Genomic DNA, 18,673 nt, shown 5'->3' on the forward strand with positions numbered 1-18,673 from the left:
AGGTGTACCGGTTCGCCGCCGCGGTCCCGCTGATGGGCAGGCTCGCCGTGTCACGGCTCGCGAACGTCCCCGTGCCCGGGGTGTACCAGCGGGCCTGCGCGGAGACCCGGTCGGTATCCGGATCCGTCCAGCTGCCCTGGAAACCCACATGCACCGCCGGGTTCCCCGCCACGACAGGATCACCGAACGGGTCGTAGCTACGGCTGTCGGTCAGCGCACCGGCGGTCGTGAACGCCGCGACGAGATCACCATGGGTGTCGGTGAGCGTCGCCCAGTTCCCCGCCGACGAACCGACCGCGACCAGGTCACCATCCGGATCACGGGAGAACGACGACGAGTAGTCCGTCGCCGGTTCCTTCTCCAACCCGGCGTACGTGAACGGCGCACTGTTACGGGTCGCGAGCCGGTCCAGACCGTCATAGGTGTAGTTCTGCGCCGTGCCGCCCTGGTTGTCGGCGACCAGCCTGCCGAAGGCGTCGAACACCGTCGTCGTCACGGTGGAGCCCTGGATCTTCGTGTCCAGGGTGCCACGAGGCGTGTACGTGTACGTCGCCGTACCGTCCGAGGTCAGCCGGTTACGTTGGTCGAAGGTGGAGGTGACGCCGTTCTTCGAGGTGCGGTTACCGGCGGCGTCCCAGGCGTAGGTCGTCGTCACCGACGACTGGTTCGTCCACGACGTCAGCTGGTCAGCCCAGTCGTAGCCATAGCTTTGTGTACCGGCACCCGCGACACCGGCCGGGCCGATGACGGTCGTCAGCCGGTTGTCGTTGTTGTCATAGGTGTACGTCTGGGTCCGCCGGACCGTGGAACCGGCGGTGAGCGTGTCACTCGTCGTACGGCCCAGATTGTCGTAACCGAACGTACGGGTCGCCCCGGAATAGGTGACCGAGGTGATCTGCCCCGCGTCGTCGTAGCCCAGGGTCCGGGTGCCACCGGTGACCGTGCCAGCGACCGTGGCGAGCTCACCGCGGGCCGTGTACGTGAAGTTCGACGTACCGGCCGGGTCGGTGCGCTGCGACATCCGCCCGGTCGAGTCGTAGGCGAAACTGCTCGCCCCACCCGGACCGGCCGCGCCGGTGATCAGACCACGGTCGTTGTACGAGAACGTCTCGGTGCCACCCGGATGGTTGACCGCGACGACCTGCCCGAGCAGGTCGTACGACAACGCCCGCGACGCCGACGCCGTGCCCACCCCGGAACCGCTCTCGGCGGTCAGGCGACCGAGCTCGTCATAGGTGGACGTACGGGTGATCCCACCCGGGGCGACGACGGTGATGGGCTGGCCGGCGGCGTCGTAGCTGCTGGTCCACGTCCGGTCGGCCAGGTTCGGGTGCGCGGTGGTCGACGGCTCGATGACCTTCTCGGCCAGGCCCAGGGGGTTGTAGGTCGTGATCGTGGGGTTGCCGCGGCCGTCGGTGACCCGGGTTGTGTTACCGGCCAGGTCGTAGCCGATCGACGTCGTGTTGTTGGTGGAGCCGTTGACGGGAACGGTGATGGTGCGTTGCTGGTTGCGGGCGTCGAAGGTGGCGGTGGTCGGGTGGCCGTTCGCGTCGGTCTGGGAGATGACGTTGCCCGCCGCGTCGTAGCCGGTCGACGTGGAACGCAGCAGGACATCGGTGGGTGAGTACTCGCCGACGGTGGTGGCGCGGCCGGCACGGTCGTAGGTGGTGCGGGTCTCCCGGCCCAGCGGGTCGGTCGTCGAGGTGCGCCGGCCGGCGAAGTCGTAGGCGTAGGTGGTCGTCTTCCCGAGCTCGTCATGCACGGCGGTCAGGTCGCCGGCGCCGTTGTAGTCCGAGGTGGCGGACGCGCCGGTGGCGACGTTGCCGGGGGTGAGGACGCGGACGAGGTCGCCGGCGTCGTTGTAGACGGTGTAGGTGGTGAACGTCTGGGTCAGCCACTGCTCGGTGGCGGTGGTCGCCCAGCGCCGGTCGAGGTCGTCGTAGGCGTAGAACGTCCAGCCGTCTTCCTGGTCGACCTCGGTGAGCAGGTTGTCGGCGTCGTCGTAGATCCTGCGGGTGACGCCGGCCGCGGCCTGGCCGGTGACCTGGGGGTCGGTGATGGCGACGGGCCGGTCGCGCCGGTCGTAGACGGTGGTGGTGGTCTTGCCGCGGGTGTCGATGTGGGTGGTCGGGTTGCCGTTGCTGTCGTAGGTCCACTGCTCGGTCGGCGTGATCGCGGCGCCGCCGCTGGGCCGGGTGTAGGACGGATAGGTCTTCTGGGTGACCTGGCCGAGGTGGTTGTAGCTGGTGACCGTCACCTGGTTGCGGGCGTCGCGGGCGTGGGTCGGCTCGCCGAAGGTGTTGTAGCCGACCTCTGCGGAGGGCCGGTCGGTGGCCGCGGCGGCGCCGTTCTCCTCGACCTGCACCGGCGGGGAGACCGTCTGGACGAGGTTGCCGGCCGCGTCGGTGACCTGGTCGGTCACGTAGGCCGAGTTCGGCGCGCCGCCCGGCACGTAGCCGCGGGGGTCGACGGTGCTGGTGACCTCGCCGCGCTGGTCGTAGGCGACCGCGCTGGTGAACCGCTGCACTCCGTCGCCGAAGATCGTCCTCGACGTCGGCCGAGAGTTGTCGTCGAAGGTGTCCTCGACGCGTCCGGTTGCCGTCGTGCCCGCCGCGGAGAAGTCCTTGGCGGTGACGTTGTCGCCGGCGTCGTAGGTGAGGTCGGTCCGGCGGGCCACGCCCTCGGGGTCGGCGATGGTGGCGGTGGCCCGGCCGGCCGCGTCGTACTCGGTCGAGGTCGTGCGCAGCCCGCCGCCGGTGGTGGTGGTGACCTCGTTGCCGGCGCCGTCGTAGGCGTGCTCGGCCAGGATGACGTCGTAGGCGCCGGGGCCGGACAGGAGCCCGTTGACCAGGTCCGGGGGTCGGTAGCCGTCGAGGATCTCCCGGAACGGCAGGCCGTCGAGCCAGTACAGGTGGCGGACGGTGCGGCCCTCGGCGTCGGTGGCGGAGGCGAGCCGGCCGGCCGGGTCGTAGGCCAGCGACTCCAGCACCACGTCGCGCGGCGAGGAGCCGGCGACCGGATCGTCGACGAAGTCCTCCAGCGTGGTCGTCGCCAGCTGGTCGTGGGCGGTGTAGGTGTACGAGGTGATCGTGCCGTTCGGGTCCGTCGTCGTCGCGACGTTGCCGTTCGGGTCGTAGGTCGTCGCGTAGGTCGACCAGGGGAAGCTGCCCGCGCCGATGGTGCGGTAGGTCTCCCGGTCGTCGTCGTCGTAGACGTAGCTGGTGGTGCGGGCGGTGTCACCGCCGGTGGCGTCCGAGATGGTGGTCTGGGTGAGGTTGCCGTTGGCGTCGTAGGTGTTGGTCGCGACCGGGGTGTGCGTCACCGAGGTGATCAGGTTGGTGACGCCGGGTTCGGTGATCTGCGCGGGCTTCCCGAGCTTGGTGTAGGAGGTGGTGGTGGTCACGCCGGCGGGGAAGGTGTCGGAGATCTCGGTCGACGTCAGCCGGCGGCCGAGCTCGTCGTAGGTGTAGGTGTGGACCAGCCCGGCCGGTTCCTGGTCGCGGCGCAGGTCGCCCTTGGCGTCGTAGCCCGAGGTGGTCGTCTTGCCGCCGGTGTCGGTGTGGGAGATCTCCAGGCCGCGTGGGATCGTCCCGCCGCCGGCCACCGCCGCCTCTCCGCCGGTGGAGTAGACCCAGGCCTCGGTGCGGCCGTACGGGTAGCCCGGCGTCGGCGGCGTCGTCTCGAAGACCTGGTCGCCGAAGCTGTTGTAGCTGTAGTAGGTCGCGTAGGTGTTGTCCGTCGGGGAGGCCGACCGGCCGTCCCGGTAGACGCTGATCAGGTCGTTGCGCGGGTCACCGGGCGGGCCGAGATAGTAGCTGTAGTACTCGGTGTTGACGAACAGAACATTGGCGTAGTAGGCACGGGCGACCGAACGGGCGAGGACGTTGCCGCGGGCGTCGGTCTCGGTCTGGACGATGTTGCCGTTCTCGTCGATGACCTGGTGCAGGAATCCGAGGTCGTTGTAGACGAACGTCCGGTTCCCGATGTCGTCGCGCTCGGAGATCAGCTTGCCGTCGTGGTACTCGAACTCGGTCTGGTGGGCCCGCGGGTCGGTCACTCGCACGACCGTGTTCGGGCTGGTCGACAGCACCGTGTAGGTGGTGCGGTTACCCAGCCCGTTCTCCCGCCACGCCACGGTGCCGTCGGTGTTGTACCCGATGGTCGTGTCGATGTTGCCCTCGGGCAGGGTGATCTGCCCGAGTTTGTCGTTGTACGCGTAGCCGTAGGTCGTCGGGTTGGCCGAGTGGGGGGCGGTGACCGAGGTCAGCTTGTCGCCGGAGTAGGCGTAGGTCCAGGTCAGCGCGCCACCGTGGGCGGCGACGTTCTGGGTGGACATGGCGGTGACGTGGGTGCCGGTCCAGGTCAGCGACAGTGTCCGCTGGGTGGTCAGGTTGGCCACCGAGGTCAGCCGGGCGTTGCTGTTGTAGGTCAGCTCCAGCTGCCGGCCGGCCGCGTCGGTGACCACTGCCAGCCGGCCGTCGGAGCGGAACGTGTACGCGCTCCCGGACTTCTCGGTCAGCGTCGTCGCTGCGGTCGCGGAGACGTCGTCGATCCGCCCGGACCCGGTCGCCTCCGCGAACGGGCCGACGCGGCTGCCGTAGACGACCGCCGGGTCGTTCACCGCCAGGATCTGGGTCCCGTTGCGCTGGACCCGGATGTCCGGCCCGTCCGTGATGACCGTCAACACGTCCGACGCGGTGCAGCACTGCCCCGCGCTCGACGTCGCGACCACCGTCTCGGCCCCACCGACGCGTTTGACCAGCTGCCACGTCCCCGCCGACGGCTGGGCCACCACCCGCCAGTAGTTGTTCGGGTCCGCATAGCGGAACGCCAGCCCCAGCCCGGTCTGCGCCACCGGCATCTTGAAGGAGAACAGGCCGTCCGCGGCCGCGGACACGGTCGCGACGTTGCGGTTCCCCGACGCGGCGGCCAGGTAGGCCGCGTTCCCGGAAATGCCCCAGGTGCCGTTGCCCAGCCCCGGTAGCGACTGCGTCTGCCACTCTTCACCGGTGTCGCCCGTCCCCAGTTCGGTCGACGAGTTCGCCCGGGTGAAGCTGTCGCGGTGCTGGTCGTCGACGATCGTGACCGACCCGATCCGCCCGGTACCGGTGGCCTGCGCGAACAGGCCCGCCTGCGTCGCGGTCGAGAACTGCGAGTCGGTGACCGACCCAACGACCTGGTCGTTGCGGTAGACCGTCAGGACCGAGCCCGCCATCCGCACCGCGTACGTGTCACCCGCGGCGCAGCAGGCGCCGGTGAACGTCGCGACCGTCGACTTCGTCCCGCCGACCCGCTTCGCCAGGATCAGCGCGTTGCTCGAGGGCTGCGTCTGCAGGATCCACAGGTTGTTGGCGTCCTGCACCCGGAACGCGACCCCGAGATTGTCCTGCGCGACCGGGGCGGTGAACCGGACCAGCCCCTCGGACGGGGCGGGCATCACCGCCGTGCCATACGTCCCCGACACCAGGTAGGCGTTGTTCCCGTTGATCCCCCACGTGCCGGACAGGACCTGCCAGGTCTCACCCGTGTCCGCGTCGCCCAGCGTGACGGTCGAGTTCGCCGCGGTGAACGACGCCACCTGCGGGCTCGGCGCCTGCATCAGCGAGTAGTAGCCGTCCTGCGGCGTGAACATGCCCAGGCCGTTCCGGCCGAACCTGGTGTCCCGTCCGTCCGGGTAGCCCACGACCAGGTTGCCCTCACCGGAGTCGTCGGCCCGGACGCTCATGTCCCACTGCGACGACCAGCCCGCCCCGAACATGCCCACCGACGTGTTACCGCTGTTGTACGTCCGGGTCAGCCCCAGCTCGGGCCCCACTCCGTCCACCGAGACGTCCGTCGACGACGACGCGTAGCTCCGGATCAGCGGCGACACCGAATCCACCGACGGCGCATAGGGGTCCCCGCCGAAATGCGCGCTCGTCGCCGGCTCCGGGATCTGGGTGTAGATCGTCATCGGCGCGGTCCACGCGCTGGTGACCCCGCCCGACTTGACCCGCCCCCGCCAGTAGTACGGATACCCCCAGCTCAACGCGTTCGCGGGCACCCGCCACGACGAGCTCGTGATGAACCCCCCCGACGACCAGCAGAAACCGCTGGCCGCGTCCGGGTTCGAGCAGATCTGGAACTCATACGTCGGACTCGACTGGTTACTGGAAAGCGTGAGCTCCGGGCGGAGAGTGTTGACCCGCTCCGCGTCCAACGGCGTCGAACCGGTCACCTGCACCCCGGTCGCCGGCGGCGCGACCAGCGCCACCGGCAGCATCGAAACACCGTGCGTGGAGAAGAACGCCCCACCCGACCCGGTGTCCTGCATGTCGAACTTGACGATGTAACTACCCGCCGGCGGTGGGCTGACGATCGCCTGCACGTCGACCGACTGCCCACGCGCGACCGCCACCGGCAGATTCGTCTGATATCCCTGCGCCACGATTTCGGTGGCCCCAGTGATGTCATACACGTGGTACGACAGCTTGTACTGGCCGCCAGCCGGCCAGGTGTTCTTCCCTCGGTTCGTCACCCGAACCTTGATCTTGCCCGGCTGGGTCGCGGTCAACGCCTGGTCCCACACCGGCGACCCCGACGGCCACGCGTATGCCGCGTCATACGGCGACCAGGTGATGGTCATCTTCGGCCGGTGGTCCCCCGACGTCCCCGCCGCCGTGCAGGCACAGTCCTGCGAGTCGAACTCCTTGTATTCGGCGACATTCCACGACGACGCCCGCACCGACAGGCCCTGGTTCGCCGTGGTGCCGTCGTTCCAGTCCTCGACCAGCTCCGTCAGCCGCGAGTCGGAGAACGTCTCCCAGCCGGCGTCACACCCCGTGTTCCCGCTCTGATGCGAGAAAGTGCCCTGCGCGACCTCACCGCCGACCGTCGCACCCGGCCACACCAACGTGGTGCCGTTCCACGCCTGCGTCACCTGGTACAACGACACCGGATGCGCAGTGCACGCGTCGTTCGAGGCCGTGTTGAACAGCGACACCTGCGCCGACAGGACGTTCGTGTTCGCCAGCGCCGAATTGTTCGGGAAATGCAGGTAGCCGTGGTTCAGGTCGCCGCTGGCCCGCAGCCCGACCCGCAGCTTCCCGTCCGACGGCTGCGGCGTGCTCGGCGTCGCCGACGACACCCAGGTGTCATCGGTACCCGCCGCCAACTGGGTGACCGTCGGGTCCACCCGTACCGGGAACACCCGCTCCGGCGCCGCCAGCCAGTCGGCGTCCAGGTCGACCCGCAGCGCCGGCGCACCGCCGTCCGTCCCCTCGACCAGGCTGTAGGTAACACCTTCCGACGTCGCCGGCTGCGGCGCCGAGTCCTCCATCCACCCGCGCGGGATCAGCGCGACCGGCGAGCCCGACCCGTCGGAGAGAACCACCTGGCCCTGCTCGTCCAGGCTCGCGGTCAGCCCTTCCAGCGCCAGCGGGAACGTCCAGCTCGTCGGCGCGTCCGGCGACCGCAGGACGATGACCTCCTTGAGCCCCGACCCCGTCGCCGACAGCTCCAGATCCGCCTGCTCCCGCACCTCGGCGAACGTCACCGACTGCGCGTCGGCCTCCCCCGGCGACGCCGCCGCCCCCTCCAGCGCGAACCCCGCCGACACGTCCTCACCCAGCTCGACCCGGGCCAGCTGCGGATCGTCCGCCTCCTCGGCGAACGTCACCGGCGCCTCCACCGCCCGCGCCTCGAACCCGCCGCCGCTCTGCTCCACCAGCGCGGTGTCCACCTCCGCCCACTCGCCCTGGGCATCCCTGAACCGCACCGGCTCCGCCGACAGCTCCGTCGAATACGTCCCGTCCGGGTTATGGAACACCGTCGCGTTCTCCGACCGGGCCGACTCGACCTCCACCCGGCCCGACTGCACCGTGCCGGGATCCCGCGCCCCCGGCGCCAGCTCCTCCTCCGACGGAAGCTCCGCGCCCGCGGGCACCTCCGGCAGCTCCACCTCCCCCTGCGGCGCGTCCGGGCCGGTCGGGTGCACCACCCGCCGCGGCTCAACCTCCGGCGTCACCGGCACCGCGCCCTCGACCGGCTTCACCTGCGACGCCAGCTCCGCCTCCCCCGGCGCGGCGTCCCGCGACGTCTCCTCCGCCGCTACCTGATGCTCCCGACCCTCCGCAGTGCCATCCGAGGACTCCGGCAGCTTCACGTCCCGGAACGGGTTCCGTTCCGAGATCGGCACCAGCTTCGGCTCCGTCACCCGGTCCAGCACCACCAACGCGAACCCGGTCAGGAACAGCGCCGGCACCAGCAGCAGCGCCACCCGGCGCAACCTGCGGTGCCGCCGCAACATCCGATGGCCAAACGACAAAGCACGACGCGGGGAAGGGTGCCGGGCGGTCATCACAGCTCCGAAACGCGCGGGGAACAGGCACGAGCCACGCAGAAACACGCAGAACACGACCCCCGGGCGGACAGCCCGACGGCCACACACACCCGGACCCGGCCGCCGTTTTCCCCGCCGACGAGGACGAGGAGGGCACGGCAGACTCACCGGCGTGCGCACACCACAAAGAAACGAGACCAGGGAACGGCCAGGCCGCCCCGGCCACGCGGACACAGGGGATGCGGCAGTACCCGCCGGCAGGTGCAGGCGGTGAAAGGCCGGCGCCAGTGCCGGTGACCTGCCCAGCCACACCAGCTGACAGGCGGCTGGCGATACGCGGGCAGCACAGATCGATAGCGATGGAACGGGAAGAACTAAAGACACGCCGGCACAGCGCCGTACACGGCGAAAACCCACCGGCAGCCAGGATGAACCTGGGGCAACCGGCAGGACAACGAGCAGGGAACCCAGGCCGCCGAAGCAGCCTTGAAGTGGGCGCCGCAAAGCATGGCACGCCCAACAATCAGGTGCAAGAAACTACTCAAAGTCCTTGCTGGAGATCAAAGATAACGCTCCGTTATCTCACGCCGTCATCAAGGAAGACGCGCGCGAATACCACCAGCAAGGATCGGCGTCCAGCAGAAGCGAGAAGTCGTCAGCGGACCGTGGGCCGACGACTGACGGCGTCACGCCGCGCGGGCAGGAACCACCCACGGACGTCAGGTCGGCAGCCCACGGACGCCAGGTCGGCAGCCCACGGACCCAGCACCCAGCTCACAGGCAACACACAGAATTTTCAGCAAACCGTCAGCGAGGGCCGGCCGCGGTCTGCCATAGTGACTCCCCGCCCCCGCACTACCACCGCATCAGCCCGCACCACCCCGCACCAAAGTCCTCCGCACACAACCCGACCCGCCTACCCCCAGCACCCCGCCAGACACGACCCGGGCAACCGTCCGTGCCCGAATCTGGCCCGCCACGCAAACCCGCGGCTCACCGACCCGAAACCCACCATGCCCCATATCCCCCGCCGGCATCGCGCCGCGGGGCGGCCGGGGCGAGAAACAACCAGGCCAGCTACGTCCGCCACCGGTGTTTTCACCTGCGAGAACACCACGACAGCGCGGATGTGGTCGGCCCGTTCCAGAAAGGAGCAGGCCCGGGTGAGCCAGCATGGCCGCCTCTTCCGCCGACCAGGCAGGCCGGCCACCTCGTCGCGGCCTGTTCCCGAGTACGCGGTACACGGCACGCTCCCCGCACCTTCAACCGCCGCGAGGCCTTTCCCCCGAGCCGCCCCAGCGCCGAACGATGCCGGCGCAAACGCGCCGTCCCGTCTGCTACAGGTGGAGGACATTCCGCGTGCCACCCCCACCGTCCTTTCCGGGCAAAGAGAAACCCCGGCCTGGACCCAGGCCGGGGTGTTCCTGATCGCCGGTCAGCCGGCCGTCGGCACCGCCGCGGTCTCCTCGACGACGGTGAACAGGCCACCGTCAACAGTGCTCCAGTCGCCGACGGAGCGGAAACCGAGAGTCGCGAGCAGCTTGTCGGCGGCCTCGCTGAGGGCGGGGACGTCGGCGGCGTCGAGGCGGCCGACCACGGTGCCTTCCGTGTCAGCCTCGCCACGGACGATCCGGACGTCGAGGGTGTCAGCGTCGACGAACGCGTAGGTGTTCGTGTCGGTCAAGGGAGCCTCCTTGGGACATGGGAGCGATCTGTTCGATTCGTACGAGGGCCAGCCTCTCGCAGCGACACCGACCCGAACTACGCGCCTCCCGAGGTGTCGGACCGCACCGGCATCTGGCGTGCCGCGGTCGTCCTGCGAGACCAATCCCAAACCGATGGCGGCCAAATCCGGTCCAACCGCAGATGCGAATGCGCTCCACAGTAGATATCGTGCGGCGCCAGTCCGCGACCGGATGATGTGCGGCCCAGTGCGGTTGGGAACTGCCGGTCCGTGCCTCTGACGTCCTATCGGCGGGGTCGACACCAAGCCGGTCGACGAAGAAGGCCCGCGCGGTGCCGACCACGCCATCGCCGACTCGGACGATGCGCCTGACGTCCACGCGCCGTCTGATCAGCGCCGGGGCACTCGCCCGAAGCCCACGCGGTCGTCCGAACCCCGACAAAGGGGCGGCGCCGATCGAGGTGGGCGCCTACCCACCGTGAGCCGACGCCGCAAACGCTGATGATGGTGGTCTTCGGCAGAGGCACCGTAGCTGTACGGCGACGGGCCGGACGGCGGCCGGGACGCACGCTGGCTTGCCACGCACCTGGAGAAAGAGCAGCGATTTTGGTCGGCAGCGCTACTGGTAGCGCCCGCGGTCAACCTGTCGGCCGTCGGCCCATTGCTCAGCAGCCGACAACCGTCGACACCTTTGGCTGGTCATATCCCGTTCGGCCAAGGATCGGCCACCAATAAAAGTTGACCGATCGGGATTTAGGAGAATCCATCGAGTGGCAATGATTCGCGATCCCTCCGGCCGCACTGCAGCACGAGGCGATGGATCGATTGCGGGTACGAATCGGTTCGACGCATTACTTGTCTGGGTTTCTCACTTCCTGCGAACATCCACTGGAAGGGATCCAGCTTCTCGAGAAACGGCCATCGGCGAATCACGGGAGCATCCGCAGTGGACAAGGTCGGAACAGTTGACGACATTCACGCCGCCGCCACGGCCCTGACCGGCCTCACCGATTTCGGTCCACCCGATTATCACGAGGGGCTTGAGATCATCCTGGCCGCCTACCAGGACGAGGCCGACCTCACACCGCTCGGCGTCGCGATGGCCCGCGACGAGTTGCGCGACATTCTGGTGGCCCGCCTGTTCAGCGAGGCCGGCTGGCGGCGCTATCCCGAGTACGCCGAGGTTCCGATCGAACGGCCGCTGTTCATCATCGGAATGCCCCGAACCGGCACGACCACGCTGCACCGGCTGCTGACCGCCGATCCGGCCCATCAGGGCCTGGAACTGTGGCTGGGCGCCGCTCCGCGTCCCCGTCCGCCGCGCCCGAGCTGGGCCGACGACCCGATCTTCCAGCTCGTCCAGGGGGCGATCCAGGCATTCCTGGATCGGAACCCGGGCTATCTCGGTATCCACAACCGGGACGCGGCGAAGGTCGAGGAATGCTGGCTGCTCACCCGTCAGTCGATGATGTCGGCCTTCTTCGAGTTCACCGGGCACGTGCCGACCTACTCGAGCTGGCTGGCCGGGCAGGACTGGACGGCCGCCTACGAGCGCCACCGCCGCAACCTGCAGCTGATCGGGCTGCCCACGCCCGGCCGGACCTGGGTGCTCAAGTACTCCGGCCACATGCTGTGCCTGGACGCCCTGCTGGCCACCTATCCGGACGCGCTGATCGTGCACACCCACCGCCGGCCGGCCAGCACCGTGCTCGGCTCGGCCTGCAGCATGGTGAGCCGGCTCTCGGCGGGCAAGTCGACCAGCTTCCACGGCGACGCGATCGGCCCGGCCCTGCTCGAGCTGGCCGACCGTGCCCTGACCCGCTTCGCGGCGGACCGGGCCCGCCAGGACCAGGCCCATTTCCACGACGTGGAGTTCGACGAGTTCACCGCCGACCCCCACGGGGTCGTCGCCGGAATCTACGAGCGGCTCGGCCGCCCGGTGCCCGAGCACGCCCGCGCCGCCATGGCCGAGGTGCTCGCCGAGGACGACCGGCTGCGCTCCCACCGTTATGACCTGGCCGAGTTCGGCGTCACCGCCGAGCAGGCCGACGCCCGCCTCGCCGGTGTGGTCTGACCGCCCACCGCACCGCACCGACGCACCGCATCGAACGGAGACATGATGACCACGACGGCGCCCACCGGGACGGCGGAAGCGGCCCTGGCCCGGTGGGGTTTCTCCGAATGGATCGCGCAGACCCGGCGGACCGGCGAGTTCATCGACACCCCCGAGCTGGACGGGGTCAACGACGCGGTCATCAGCGTCGACGGCCGCCCTGTGGTCAACTTCTCCGGCATCGGCATCCTGGGCTGGCAGCATGACCCGGACGTCCGCAGGGTCTTCGCCGCCGCGGCGGCCGAGTACGGCCTGGTCGTCGGCGGTTCGCGGCTGGTCCAGGGCCTCTCCCGGCCGCACCTGGAACTCGAGAAGCTCGTGGCTGAGATCACCGGCCAGGAGAAGGCGCTCACCTTCGCCACCGGCCTGCTGGCGAACCTCGGTTTCGTCCACGCGATGAAGGCCCGGTTCTCGTTCGCCGACGAACCCGGGGTGAACAACTCCGACATGGTCCTCGTGCTCGACTGGGACAGCCACTGGAGCATGTGGAAGGCCGCCGACGGGTTCAAGTACGGGCGCAACCTGTTCGCCTTCGAGCACAACGACGTCGCGGCGCTGCGGACGCTGCTGGCCGAGCTGGGCGACCGGCGGGTCGTCGTCGGTTTCGAGACGGTCTACTCGTCCGACGGCTCGATGGCGCCTGTGGGCGAGATCCTCGATGCCTGCGAAGAGTTCGGGGCGGTCAGTTTCGTCGACGACGCCAACGGGTTCATGGCGTACGGCAACGGTGGCCACCGGTTCGCGGCGGAATACGAGGCGCTGCGCCGCGCCACCTTCCGGATGGTGTCGTTCGGGAAGGCCGTCGGCCTGTCCGGCGGCGCCGTCGTCGGGCCGGCGGACGCCATCGACGCGTTCCGTTTCCTGTCAGGCACGTCGATTTTCACGACGAACATCCAGCCGCCCACCGCGCAGGCCATCACACACGTGCTCGAGCGGATGCGGCGCGACCCGTCGGTGATGGAGCGATATCTCGACCGGATTGACCGGCTGCGGGAACGTCTGATCGCGGTCGGCTGCGCCATCAATTCCACGCCGACCTTCGTCACCTCGATCGCCGTCGGTTCCAACGAGACCGCTGTGCGGGTACGGCGGGATTTTCTCGAGCGCGGCTACCTCGTGCCGATGTTCGTCTATCCGGCGGTCCGGAGGAACGAGGCGGTGATCCGTCTGCTCGTGAACAATCGGTTGTCCGACGAGCAGCTCGACGGATTCGTCGACACGCTGGCCGAGCTCCGCACGATCCACGGTTTCTGACAGCGCCCAACCTGCCGCGGGCCGGGCCGAGCGAGGGGCACCATGGATTCCCAGTCACCAGAACCTGCGTCACCAGACCCTGCGTCACCGTCCGCGGCGGTCCCCCGGCCGCTCACCCCGCCGCGCACCCCGTTGGTCGCCCCACTGGCCGCCCCGCTGGTCGCCCGACCGGCGTCTCGGCCAGTCGCCCTGGTCACCGGGTGTTCGAGCGGCATCGGCCTGCGCAGCGTCCCGGCGCTGGTCCGCCGCGGGTTCCACGTCGTCGCCACCCTGCGCGACCTGAGCCGCCGCGGCGCGCTCGACAAGGTCGCCGACGAACACGTCACGGTGCTCCGGTTGGACGTCACCGACCAGCGGACGATCGACGAGACCGTCGCCGACGTCCTGGCCGCGACCGGCCGTATCGACGTACTGGTCAACAACGCGGGGACAGCGCCGCCGAACTTCGTCGAGGAGGCACCGCTGGCGCAGTGGCGATCGGTGTTCGAGACCAACCTGTTCGGCCAGGTCGCGATGACCAACGCCGTCCTGCCCGCGATGCGGGCACGGGGCCGGGGCCGAGTGGTGATGGTCTCCAGCGTGGGCGGGCGAGCGCCGACTCCCCTGCTCGGCGTCTACTGCGCCTCGAAGTTCGCTCTCGAGGGGTACGCCGAGACCCTGCGGCTGGAACTGCGGCACTCGGGCATCGACGTGGTGCTCGTCGAACCGGGCTCCTACCGGACGCCGATCTACGACACGCCGCTGCTGGACGCCCCTGTCCCGGTCGGGTCGCCCTACGCGGACGACTTCGTCCGGCTGCGCGCGTTCTACGGCGAGTACATCGCCCACCACCTGCGTGACCCCGACGAGGTCGCGGAACTGGTCGCGACCCTGGCCGCCCGCAGGCACCTGCGCCTGCGTCATCCGATCGGCACCGACGCCTGGATCAAACTCGCGCTGCACGCCCTGCTCCCCTGGCCGGTCTACGAGCGGCTGACCCGCCGGCTGATCGGCCTGCGGCCGTAGCCGCCGCCGGGCGGCCGAGCACCCACGGCGCGTAGTTCCGAGCTTCTGACCTGGTATTTCGTCGCCCACAACGATCGGAGCGCTGATGGCGTCCACTGGGCAGCCACCTGGCGTCGACGTCGTCCGCGGTGCTGGCGACGCGGTGTCGGGAGGGCTGGCCGCCGGCCGGCGGCGGGTGGTGCTGGCGATCTGCTGCACAAGCGTGTTCGTCGTCGCGATGGACGCGACGATCCTCAACGTCGGCCTGCCGTCGATCAGGAGCGACCTACACGCCACGGACTCCGGGCTGCAGTGGGCCGTGGACGCCTACAGCCTGGTCATGGCGAGCCTGCTGCTGTTCTCCGGCTCGATGGGCGACCGGTTCGGACGTAGGCGCGTGTTCCGAACCGGACTGGCACTCTTCTCGATCGGCTCGCTGCTGTGCAGCCTGGCGCCCGGGCTCGGTTGGCTGACCGCATTCCGGATGGTCCAGGCGGTCGGCGGCTCGATGCTCAACCCCGCCGCGCTGGCAATCATCACCAACACCTTCACCGATCACCGCGAACGAGCGCGTGCGATCGGCCTGTGGGGCGGGATCGTCGGTCTGAGCCTGGCGCTTGGGCCGGTTGTCGGCGGGCTGCTGGTCGACACGATCGGCTGGCGGTCGATCTTCTGGCTCAACGTACCGGTCGGCGCCCTCGCGCTGATTCTCACCGGACGGTACCTGCCCGAGTCGCTGGCGCCGCGGGCCCGGCGTTTCGACCCGGCAGGCCAGGTACTCGTCGCCGTCACCTTCGGTACGGTCACCTACGCGATCATCGAGGCGCCGAAGGTCGGCTGGGCCTCCCCACCGACAGTCGCCATGTTCATCGCCAGCGCACTCGCTCTCGCCGGGCTGGTCGCATGGGAGAAGCGGCGCCCGGACGCCCTGTTGGATGTGCGGTTCTTCCGCAGCGCACCGTTCTCCGGGGCCACGGCCATCGCGATCTGCGCGTACGCGGCAATGGCCGGATTCCTCTTCCTGAACACGCTCTACCTCCAGGCCGTGCGCGGCTACTCCGCGTTGGACGCCGGCCTGCTGACGCTCCCGATGGCGGCCGTCGCGACGCTGACGTCGCCGATCTCCGGTCGCCTCGTGGCCAGCCGCGGCCCCCGACCAGCACTGATCATCGCCGGGATCGCGATACCCGCCAGCGGAGTCATCCTGTCCTTCCTGAGCGGCTACGAGAGTCTCGCGCCGGTCATCTGCGCGTACGTGCTGTTCGGCGTCGGGTTCGGAATGGTCAGCGCGCCGACCACGAACATCGCGGTGTCCGGCATGCCACTCGCCCAGGCAGGCGTCGCGGGGGCGATCGCCGGTACCAGCCGGCAGATCGGCATCGCCCTCGGTGTCGCGGTCTTCGGCTCGGTGGCCGCCCATCGCGTCACAGATGGCTCCGGAACGGCGGCCATCGACCCAACCAGCGCACCACCCTGGTGGATCATGACCGGCTGCGGACTGACCATCGCCGCGCTCGGCGTTCTCACCACCGGCCGCTGGGCGCGGGAAACCGCAACCCGGACCGCAGCGCTCTTCACCCCCCGGCCGGCGCCACCCGAGCCCGAGGTGCCATCCCCGCCACCGCCCGCGCCGAGCAGGTAAAAGGGGCGGAAACCCGCATCCGGCGGGTCACGGAGTTCGACGCCGTCGCGGCAGCGGGGCCGGTGCCCCCGCTGCCGCTCCGCTGGGCGAGGTCTGTTCTTAGCGGTTCGCGGTGGCGATCTGCTTGTTGAGCTGGATGGGTGGCGTGTTGAAGTCGAACGGCGGCTTGGGAACCCAGCTTCGGATGACGCCTGGCTCGAAGATCAGGCAGTGGGTGGAGCCGCCGTACTGGAAGTAGCCGATCTCGTCGCCCTTGGTGACACGCTGTCCGGCGCTGACCCCGATCTTGCAGGAGGAGATCTCGGCCATGCCGACGAAGACGCAGGCGACGGTGCCGATGTTCTTGTCGTCGCAGGCGATCACGATCACGGCGCGGGTCGCGACCTGGCTGATGTAGCCCTGGGAGTCGTTGGGGCCGCCGGGGTCGAGTCCTTCGGCTTCGAGGTCGGAGTAGTAGGTGCCGTCCAGGTTGTAGGTGGTGACGATGGTGCCGGTGACGGGTGCGTGCCAGCGGTGGTAGTTGTAGGCGCTGAGGAATGCCTGGTAGATGTCGCCGCCGACGAACTGTTCGGCGAGTGCCCGGTGTTCGCTGGTGAAGATGTCCAGAAGGGAGTATGGCTGGGCCTTCATCCAGAAGCGGTCGGTGAGCTGCACGTTGTTCTGGATGTTGTAGGGGGTTGCCTCGCAGGCACTGACGATGACCGTGTCGTCGCCCGGTCCATCTACGGGCCGGACGCCTTTTTTGAACACTCGGGTGAAGAACGCGTTCCACGACGCGAAGCCGTAGTACGGCTGGGTCTCGTCGTGGACGTAATCTGCTATGTGGATGTAGGCGTCGGCCTTCTGGGAGAACCATCCGCCTGCGTCGTCTTTGGTGAGGTACGTCCGCGAGCCGGCTCCGCTGAGGAACTCACACCAGTACTCCAGCACGGCCTTGAGCTGGCCGTTCAGTTGCGGGAAGCGGAACAGCGGGAAGCCGGCGGGCATGCACATCGGCCAGTCGAGCAGCGCGTTGAGGGGACAGCCGACCAGCTCGGTCGTGTCGAACGGCGGGGCGTAGGTCATGAGCTCGTCGATCAGAACCATGAGCTCGTCGATGGTGTGGTAGCCGAGGTCGTAGCCGGCCGCGATCGCCTGCTCGATCGCCTGGGTGAGGTACATCCGCAGCACAGGGTCGGTGTTCACGAGGGTCGCGAGATCCTGCACGGGCGGTGTGAGCCGTGCGCCGGGTGCTCGTTTTTTGGCTTTCTCGGCCAGGTTGCGGCGGAAGGCGACGAGTGCTTCCTCGCGGACGGGTAGCCACCGCCCGCGCCGGCTGGCCTGGACTGCAATTGTCTGGGCATCGTTGTTCATACGATGAGTCCCTCACTTCCCGATGGAAAGGGGAATGACTGATACCGTCGACCACCGGCCGCGTCTTCTGGTCGACATGTCACGATGTCGACGGCCACGGTTTTCTCGATCGTCCGCGGCCTCGCCGCGCGGGGCCTGACCCTAACACGGGAACGCGTGGCGCCGATTACGGGAAGCCGTCATCCGAATAGGCAGGATTTCGGGTGATGGTCCCGCCGGCTTCATGGCGGTTCAAGGTCTCTCGCCTCGCGCCGATCTGCTGGGCACCGGCAAGGTAGGGCAGAACGGCTCCGCTGCCGCGGGCCTCTGGTCCGGCCGGACCCGGGCCGTCAGGCTGTGGCGGTCTGGCTGTGGCCGTCTGGCTGTGGCCGTCTGGCTGTCAGGGGCGACACCGGCCGGGCGGTTCCCGGCGGGGGACGGCGGCGGAGGGGCTCGAGGCTGCCGCTGTCGCCGCGACTGCGAGGGCGGCGCCGATGCTGGGTGCGAGTGCGGTTGCGGCGGGCGAAGCGTTCGGCTCCCCACAGGTCGGCGACGGGCGCGGCCTCGACAAGGCTGAACATCCCGCGGCTCGCGCCGACTATGACGGCGACGCCGACTGAGGCGAAGGCCGGGCCGGGTAGGACCCCGAGGTTGAGGGTGGCGAGCCCGCCGGCGCCGATGACCACGGCGGTCCGGCCGCGCACGGACAGCCGGGCGACCATGGGCTGGTGGAGAACCGGCCGGCGACCTGACCGACACCACCCAGCCCGGTCGCCCAGGCTGCGCGGGTGGTCGACAGGCCCCGGCCGGTGCGGAGGCGGACGAGGTTGACGACGACGGGCCCGGCCTGCTGGTGACCGGGCGTGTCAACAACCGATCCTGGTACGGCACCACGCCTCTCGACGACACCGAGATCGACCGGCTGGTCGCCGGAGGCGTGCGGGTCTTCGTGCGCATGTACGGCCACTGACCAGGACAATGTCAGGGGCTGTCCCCGCGGTCAGTGCGGCTGGTCGAGTTGACTGGCGACGAGCGGGAACTCTGCCTTCAGGAGCGTTGCCAGTTGCTCCTGAAGCTCACCCAGCGCGGTCGTGGCGATGCGCCACACGATTGACCAGTCGACCTCGAAGTACGCGTGAACAGCGATGTTACGGAAGCCCGTGACGGACCGCCACGGCACATCCGGCCAGCGGTCGCGGATCTCGGGCGAGACTCGCCCGGCCGCCTCGCCGATCACCAGGAGTTTCTGCAGAACGGCGCTCTGGATCAGGTCGCTCGCCAGGAAGGCGGCCTCGTCGACGTCCTGGACGAACGTCGTCGCGGCGGCCGCCGCTTCGATCATGT

The 18,673-nt window shown here is 69.3% G+C and carries 9 protein-coding genes; 4 read left to right on the plus strand and 5 right to left on the minus strand.

The window, feature by feature from the left end:
* Window positions 1–8,257 (minus strand): DNRLRE domain-containing protein (locus AWX74_RS09235; RefSeq protein WP_091273806.1); only part of this gene is annotated, 8,257 nt, incomplete at its 3' end.
* Window positions 8,258–9,755: 1,498 nt separating this feature from the next.
* Window positions 9,756–10,004: a hypothetical protein gene (locus AWX74_RS09240; protein ID WP_091273808.1), complete on the minus strand. Its 249-nt coding sequence runs from the start codon at window positions 10,002–10,004 to the stop codon at window positions 9,756–9,758.
* 946 nt (window positions 10,005–10,950) lie between these two features.
* Between AWX74_RS09240 and AWX74_RS09245 the strand changes: the two genes are divergently transcribed.
* The 4 genes from AWX74_RS09245 (at window position 10,951) to AWX74_RS09260 (ending at window position 15,997) form a co-directional block, all read left to right on the plus strand.
* Window positions 10,951–12,078 (plus strand): sulfotransferase family protein, encoded by a 1,128-nt coding sequence (locus AWX74_RS09245; protein WP_091273809.1) that lies wholly within the window; start codon window positions 10,951–10,953, stop codon window positions 12,076–12,078.
* 45 nt (window positions 12,079–12,123) lie between these two features.
* Complete coding sequence (locus AWX74_RS09250) at window positions 12,124–13,371, plus strand: aminotransferase class I/II-fold pyridoxal phosphate-dependent enzyme (protein WP_226931292.1); 1,248 nt, start codon at window positions 12,124–12,126, stop codon at window positions 13,369–13,371.
* A 42-nt stretch (window positions 13,372–13,413) separates the two neighbouring features.
* Window positions 13,414–14,376, plus strand: coding sequence for an SDR family NAD(P)-dependent oxidoreductase (locus tag AWX74_RS09255; RefSeq protein WP_091273811.1), 963 nt, complete (start codon window positions 13,414–13,416; stop codon window positions 14,374–14,376).
* An 85-nt stretch (window positions 14,377–14,461) separates the two neighbouring features.
* Window positions 14,462–15,997: an MFS transporter gene (locus AWX74_RS09260; RefSeq protein ID WP_091273812.1), complete on the plus strand. Its 1,536-nt coding sequence runs from the start codon at window positions 14,462–14,464 to the stop codon at window positions 15,995–15,997.
* Window positions 15,998–16,096: 99 nt separating this feature from the next.
* Here the strand turns inward: AWX74_RS09260 and AWX74_RS09265 are convergent, their stop codons facing one another.
* The 3 genes from AWX74_RS09265 to AWX74_RS09280 all read right to left on the minus strand — a co-directional run bounded on the left by AWX74_RS09265 (window position 16,097) and on the right by AWX74_RS09280 (window position 18,671).
* Window positions 16,097–17,350 carry a phosphatidylserine decarboxylase family protein gene (locus AWX74_RS09265; RefSeq protein WP_091273814.1) on the minus strand — a complete coding sequence of 418 codons (1,254 nt, stop codon included), beginning with the start codon at window positions 17,348–17,350 and terminating at the stop codon, window positions 16,097–16,099.
* Between the two features lie 329 nt (window positions 17,351–17,679).
* Complete coding sequence (locus AWX74_RS09270) at window positions 17,680–18,051, minus strand: hypothetical protein (RefSeq protein ID WP_091273815.1); 372 nt, start codon at window positions 18,049–18,051, stop codon at window positions 17,680–17,682.
* Between the two features lie 278 nt (window positions 18,052–18,329).
* Window positions 18,330–18,671 carry a HepT-like ribonuclease domain-containing protein gene (locus AWX74_RS09280; protein WP_226931291.1) on the minus strand — a complete coding sequence of 114 codons (342 nt, stop codon included), beginning with the start codon at window positions 18,669–18,671 and terminating at the stop codon, window positions 18,330–18,332.
* Between the last annotated feature and the right edge of the window lie 2 nt (window positions 18,672–18,673).

Source organism: Parafrankia irregularis (genome assembly GCF_001536285.1).
GTDB classification, from domain to species: Bacteria; Actinomycetota; Actinomycetes; order Frankiales; family Frankiaceae; genus Parafrankia; species Parafrankia irregularis.

Excerpts from the sequence above, each read along its gene's own strand:
- AWX74_RS09250 (WP_226931292.1), top strand. The coding sequence starts at position 12,124 with ATGACCACGACGGCGCCCACCGGGACGGCGGAAGCGGCCCTGGCCCGG.
- AWX74_RS09255 (WP_091273811.1), top strand. The coding sequence starts at position 13,414 with ATGGATTCCCAGTCACCAGAACCTGCGTCACCAGACCCTGCGTCACCG.
- AWX74_RS09260 (WP_091273812.1), top strand. The coding sequence starts at position 14,462 with ATGGCGTCCACTGGGCAGCCACCTGGCGTCGACGTCGTCCGCGGTGCT.
- AWX74_RS09265 (WP_091273814.1), bottom strand. The coding sequence starts at position 17,350 with ATGAACAACGATGCCCAGACAATTGCAGTCCAGGCCAGCCGGCGCGGG.
- AWX74_RS09270 (WP_091273815.1), bottom strand. The coding sequence starts at position 18,051 with ATGGTCGCCCGGCTGTCCGTGCGCGGCCGGACCGCCGTGGTCATCGGC.
- AWX74_RS09280 (WP_226931291.1), bottom strand. The coding sequence starts at position 18,671 with ATGATCGAAGCGGCGGCCGCCGCGACGACGTTCGTCCAGGACGTCGAC.